A 4,237-nucleotide genomic window follows, 5' to 3' on the forward strand; every position below is an offset into this window, starting at 1 on the left:
CTGCTACTTGGGTCAGTGATTTGTGTTATTGCATACGTGTTAGGCTTTAAAACGATTTCTTTTGCCGTTTTTTCGCGTGTTTTTTGAAAAGGTATAGAAATATCCCCATTAAAATTTTTAAGCCAATTAACAGCCTCTAACCAGTCTAATTTTTGATGCTTTTGTATTGCTTTAATAATTTGCCCCCCTTCTCCACTTTTTAAATCGTGCCAGCCTTTTTCTGAAACAGATATTTTTTGAGTTTTGTTTTCGTCTTCAAAAATGAATTCTTTACCGCTTTTTTTCTCAAACACAAGGTCTCCTCTATTAGCTAAGTATAAAAAGTAATCTATTAAATTTGAATTATTTACGATGCTTTGAACGTCTGTAGGTGGAATATATTTTGATTTTATTGGCTCCCTATTTTCAATCGAGTTCATAAATTCTTTTGCTCCGTCTTTTAGTTTGATAAATTCGCTTAAAATCTTTTGTTCTTTTTCTTTAAATGTTTCATTTACAGAATTTATGTATCCATTTAACCCGGCTTTCAAATCTTTTTTTAAGTCGTCTAATCCAAATAGCAAATTTTTTTTGCTCAAATTGTCTATTTTCTCGTGAAGTTGTTCAATCTTTTGAATGCTCTGTGCTTCTCGTCTGCGATATTCATCTGTCGTTTGATGCTTTCGGTCGGATTTTACACCTCTTTCAAGTCCAAACCTTTCCATAGATTTTGCGTAACTACTTTGTAAATCCTGAAGTTTTATACTACTGCCGATAAAATCTTTTGCTGATAGTCTGCCATCTTCAGTAATAGGGACAAAAACGCAATGGATGTGAGGTGTTTTCTCATCCAAATGGACATTGAAACGAACTATGTTTTCTTTTCCAAATTGTCGAATACACCAGTTAGCATTTTGATTTATCCATTCATCCAGTTTTTTTGGTTCTTTTTCGATTTCTTTCATTTCATCGTGTGAGCCACTAAGCATAACATTCACGCTATATGTGGCATCTTTACGGATGGTTTTCTTAGAAGTATATCCGTCTTCTATTCTTTTTTTTATAGCTTCGTTATACTTCATCTTACAATAATCGTTCAGATGATAAACTTTATTCAAGTGTGTTTTGCTTAAATCAGCGTGACGGTATGACCATTCCATACCTTCAGTTCGGTCGATGTGGTGACCTAAAGAACCACTAATTGGCTTTCCGTGTTTTTCAAAATGTAATACAACTTGTCCCATATTTTTGATAATTTTCTTTTTCTTCCAGCATTAAATTTTAACCTCTGAAAGAGGTCGTCCGCAGGACTGTCCGAATGGGCTCAGCCGTCTGCAAGACCTCACGGAACTTTGATATTCCAACGCCCTGAAAAGAGGCGTTAAGGAATTACAAAGTGTAGTGAGCTACACCTTATGGTACTTAATACTTTAAAAAAACCTCTTAAAAAAGAGGGTTTATTCGTCATCATAATGTCCATACCCTGATAAAATTTCTACTCGTTTTTCTTCTTCAAAGACTTCATATGTTAGTCTGTGTTTCTTGTCAATTCGTCGTGACCATACGGAGCGTTCTCCGTATCCCTTTAAGGGTTCTACTTGCCCTGTTCCTGTTGTTGGATGTAATTCTATTTCATCAAGAAGTTTATCAATCTTCTCACAAATCTTTTTTTGACCTGAATGGTAATGGTTCTTGACGTGTTCCAGAAAAGTTTCGGAGTAATCTATTGTATATATTTCCATTTTAATTACTTTAATTATTAAATACTCCGCAAAGATACTTTAAGGTTTTGACTCAAAAAAAAGGGTAAATTTTAAATTTATTGTAGTAACATTTTTTTCATTTCCTCTCTACTCATCTTGACTTTCTTTTCCTTTCGTGCCTTGTCAATCATTGCAAAATATTCTTTTTTGCTCATCTTTGTGTCATCCTCCACTTTTTCAAAACTGATGTTCTTAGCTTTTAATCTTTTTAGAAGACTTTCAATGATGTGTAAATCTGATTTTTTTATTTCTGCTTTTAAAATAGTGGTTTCCATAGCGTTATTTTTTGCAAAGGTACTAATTATTTTTTCTATTTTTCATATGTTAAAATTCACTTTTTTCTTGTTTATTTGAATTTTTTAAATAAAATTTGCCGATATTAACATTAAAAAAATATTTATGAGACATTTAGGATTATTATTTTCGTTATTTGTTTTGTCTTTGTTGCTTTCTTGTAATAAAGACAAAAAAGAAGAACAATACACCTTATCTGATTCTGAAAAGGAAAAAATAGAAAGTATTGTAGAAAATACATTAAGAACAGAACTTTTTTCACACACTGGAAGACCTGCGTCTGATGTAAAAATAGAGAATTCTTTTTTACAAAACATAGACGGCAAACCTTATTTGGTTTCTATGTATGGAGAATATAGAACAAACTCTTTATTAGAAGAAAATTCTAAGACAATGGAGTATGTTTATGGAGGTATTTCTTGTACTAGTAAAAGATGTGCTACAACAAGAGGGTGTGTGCCTAGTGATGACAAACTTAGTTGTACAGAGTGTATGAGTGGACTTGGGGATTGTACTAAAACTGTTACAGATAAAATAATTGGCGGTCCTAGAGAAGAATAATGAATTTATTTAAGTATTTATAAGTCACCTTTTAAGGTGACTTATTTTTATTATTTCTTTATTCATTATCATTATCTTCTGAGGTAATATCTATAACATCAACACCTCCAAATATGTTATGCTGTAATATTTTTTGAGTTTTTGTATCTATTTGTTTAGCATTATTTATTGCTTTGTTATCATCTTCTCCATATCTATACTTAACTAGTAAATTAGTTCTTTTTTCACCACTTCCTTTCATTATCAAACTTGGATTAAATTGATATGTAGCTGTTGTTATTTTTCTTATAATGTCGCTTGAAATTAATTCATTCATCACCATAGAAACAGTGGGTAAAGAAACTCCACATTTTTCAGAAATATCTCTATAAGTGCCACTTATTGTATTATCTTCATTCCTCATTATTTTAAGTAAATAGGTTATAACGAGTATCTTTTTATTGCCAAAACTATCCAATATATTTAGAACATCTTGAAGCCATATCTTATGCCAATTAAAGTCCTTTGATATATTTTTTTCTATTACAGTGAACGTCTCTATTTCTCCAGTGTTTGGATTAACATATTTTTGATTTCCAACTACCATTTGGGTTTTCTTTTTTACTCTTTTGTTTTCTTCCCAAACGTTTATTTTTTCCTTTTCCATATTTTTGTTAAAATTAAACTTATACAGAATTATATTTTTTTTAAACAAGGCAAATTTAATGTTTAAATTTTATTTATACAAATGTTTAAATTTTATTTGTAAAAAACATATTAAAAATTTAAACAAAACATAAAAAAAATTTAAACAAACTAAAAATCAAAAAAACACTACAAATAATTGATATACAGTTGCCTATATGATGTTTTTTTGACTTTTAGAACAATTTTATTCTTTTCTATATAAACGCTTCTTCCAGAAGCTATATTTAATGCTGGAAGAAAAGGAAAATTATCGCTTAAATCCGTACCCTTTTTTAGTCGGTTCGGGTGCTTTGAGTGTTTGTTTTTTCTCCTGCTTTTGGCTTTCTTTCATTAAATGTTCGTTAATGTCTTTGTAGCCGTGTGAGTGTATTCCGAAGTTATCTCGTAAATCTCTTACCTTTCCTTGTGGAAATGCTTCTTGTATTTTTTTAGTAGCTTCATCTCCTGCAGTGTCTCCGTCTAATAGCAAAAATACGCTATCGTATGTTTGATTTAGGTATCTATCTATGAATTTTTGAACATTTGTCACTGAATTTAAGCTAATAAAGCGATAATCATCCAAATTTTTTCCTGCTCTTTTTAAAATCTCAATGATTGAAAAAGAATCTGTAATACCCTCACAAACGACAATTTTCTTTGCTTCAGCTTTCTCTTTCCCAAGTTCTGAAACATCGGAACTTCCGAACTTCATTTTTGAAAAAGGATTTCGTATTTCATATCCTCCTTCAACATTTTTTACTCCTATCCCATAAAAATGATTTTCTCCTACCTGATAATGAACTTGTTTGCTATGGTTTTTTAATGTGTCAAAAGAGATGTTACGATTTTTGAAGTACTCAATTAGCTTTCTGCTACTTGGGTCAGTGATTTGTGTTATTGCATACGTGTTAGGCTTTAAAACGATTTCTTTTGCCGTTTTTTCGCGTGTTTTTTGAAACGGTATAGAAATATCC

General features: G+C 30.8%; 6 protein-coding genes. 1 reads left to right on the top strand and 5 read right to left on the bottom strand.

Annotated elements, in window-relative coordinates; genetic code table 11:
- From mobV to EII23_RS11465, 3 genes are all read right to left on the bottom strand, one after another.
- A partial coding sequence (gene mobV, locus EII23_RS11455; protein WP_185702388.1) for a MobV family relaxase occupies positions 1 to 1,223 on the bottom strand: 1,223 nt, incomplete at its 3' end.
- A gap of 213 nt (positions 1,224 to 1,436) precedes the next feature.
- Positions 1,437 to 1,721, bottom strand: coding sequence for a Txe/YoeB family addiction module toxin (locus EII23_RS11460; protein ID WP_124793485.1), 285 nt, complete (start codon positions 1,719 to 1,721; stop codon positions 1,437 to 1,439).
- Between the two features lie 77 nt (positions 1,722 to 1,798).
- The gene (locus tag EII23_RS11465; RefSeq protein ID WP_124793486.1) at positions 1,799 to 2,017 is read right to left on the bottom strand and encodes a hypothetical protein; all 219 of its coding nucleotides are present in this window, start codon (positions 2,015 to 2,017) and stop codon (positions 1,799 to 1,801) included.
- A gap of 124 nt (positions 2,018 to 2,141) precedes the next feature.
- Here EII23_RS11465 and EII23_RS11470 point away from each other — a divergent pair, with 124 nt between their 5' ends.
- Positions 2,142 to 2,597 carry a hypothetical protein gene (locus EII23_RS11470; protein ID WP_124793487.1) on the top strand — a complete coding sequence of 152 codons (456 nt, stop codon included), beginning with the start codon at positions 2,142 to 2,144 and terminating at the stop codon, positions 2,595 to 2,597.
- Between the two features lie 58 nt (positions 2,598 to 2,655).
- Here the strand turns inward: EII23_RS11470 and EII23_RS11475 are convergent, their stop codons facing one another.
- A complete protein-coding gene (locus EII23_RS11475) occupies positions 2,656 to 3,243 on the bottom strand; it encodes a replication/maintenance protein RepL (RefSeq protein WP_124793488.1) in 588 nt (195 codons plus the stop codon).
- Positions 3,244 to 3,531: 288 nt separating this feature from the next.
- The coding region (locus EII23_RS11480; RefSeq protein WP_148091260.1) for a toprim domain-containing protein at positions 3,532 to 4,237 on the bottom strand (706 nt) is incomplete at its 5' end.

The sequence above is a fragment of the Desulfovibrio sp. OH1186_COT-070 genome (assembly GCF_003860215.1).
Taxonomy (GTDB): domain Bacteria; phylum Desulfobacterota; class Desulfovibrionia; order Desulfovibrionales; family Desulfovibrionaceae; genus Desulfovibrio.

Excerpts from the sequence above, each read along its gene's own strand:
- EII23_RS11470 (WP_124793487.1), top strand. The coding sequence starts at position 2,142 with ATGAGACATTTAGGATTATTATTTTCGTTATTTGTTTTGTCTTTGTTG.
- EII23_RS11475 (WP_124793488.1), bottom strand. The coding sequence starts at position 3,243 with ATGGAAAAGGAAAAAATAAACGTTTGGGAAGAAAACAAAAGAGTAAAA.
- EII23_RS11460 (WP_124793485.1), bottom strand. The coding sequence starts at position 1,721 with ATGGAAATATATACAATAGATTACTCCGAAACTTTTCTGGAACACGTC.
- EII23_RS11465 (WP_124793486.1), bottom strand. The coding sequence starts at position 2,017 with ATGGAAACCACTATTTTAAAAGCAGAAATAAAAAAATCAGATTTACAC.